The following is a 1,218-nucleotide window of genomic DNA, read 5'->3' on the forward strand; positions in this document are numbered from 1 at the left end:
TCACTCATGTTTCAGTGTCCACACTGCAAGAATAATGGTATAGGCATCTGGGCCAAATTTTGGTGCGGATCCGACACGCCGGCAAAGTGTAGAAGCTGCGGTAAGTTGAGCTATGTTCACTCAAAGTATCGGTTTGGTTTTCAATCAGCCTGGCCATTTCTGGTTTCTTGGCTGGTAATAGCACTGACAATTTATTTATTTTATGTCAGCAATAATATTTATGTTTTAGTGGCCGTACCCTTTATTTGGCTTGGAGGTCATTTCGGCGAGTTAGCCTCGCTCCCTCTGCAGCCAATCAGCAGTGAAGAATCTAATGCCAGCCGTAAGTTTGGCAATTGGTTCATGCTAGGTATAGCAATTCTAATAATAGCGGGCATCGTAGCAGGCAACCTTTAACAAGTTTGTCAACGATCGCCCTTCGGGCTGGACAGCCTTAAGCGTGGCTTCGCCACAAGGCTGCCCGTTACAAAGGCGTTGAAACTGTAGCAAAACTCCAAAAAATAGACGTTTTTTGATAAAATTGGGCATCGAAAAGGGACTGACGCCATGCCAAACTTCAAAAAATACAGTTACGACCAAACCGCCATGGTTGTGATCAATTTCGAAGAACAGTTACAGCCGGACACCTTCGAATTTACCCTCCATCATCTGATCGAAAATCACATTGATCTGTCTGTTTTTTATGATAAATACAATAATGACGCTGGTGGTCGAACAGCCTATGATCCGGCGATCCTGTTAAAGATTATTCTCTTTGCCTATTCCAAGGGCATTACCTCCAGTCGCGAAATACAATGGCAGTGTGAACACAATATCATCTTCAAAGCCTTGTCCTGTGATGCAGTGCCTCACTTTACGAGCATTGCCAGCTTTGTCAGCAGTTATCCCGATGCGATTGAGTCAGTCTTTGAGCAAGTTCTTTTGGTCTGCGATCAACAGGGACTGCTAGGGAATGAATTGCTGGCTATCGATGGCTGCAAGATGTCATCCAATGCCGCCAAGGAGCACTCTGGCACATTGTCTGAACTTGAACAGAAACGCGAAAAGCTGCGGAAAAGAATTCGCCACTGTTTGACGGAACATAAAAAACTTGATGGTCGCAAGCCTAATGAGCGTGAACGTAAAAAGCAGTTAGAAAAAGCCTCTAAAACCCTGGAGAAAGAATTTAATCGGCTCAGTAGCTTCCTAAAGACGGCGACCCCAAGGATGGGGCAAGGT

General features: G+C 45.0%; 2 protein-coding genes. Both read left to right on the plus strand.

The window, feature by feature from the left end; translation table 11 throughout:
- Positions 1-396: hypothetical protein (locus tag ACTF5U_RS12465; protein ID WP_438971953.1), on the plus strand; the 396-nt coding region annotated here is incomplete at its 5' end.
- Positions 397-546: 150 nt separating this feature from the next.
- Positions 547-1,218, plus strand: a 672-nt coding sequence (locus ACTF5U_RS12470; protein WP_438971954.1) for a transposase, incomplete at its 3' end; no start/stop codon positions are given.

Origin of the sequence: Methylophaga sp., from assembly GCF_965655755.1 — a bacterium.
Classification (GTDB): Bacteria; Pseudomonadota; Gammaproteobacteria; order Nitrosococcales; family Methylophagaceae; genus Methylophaga.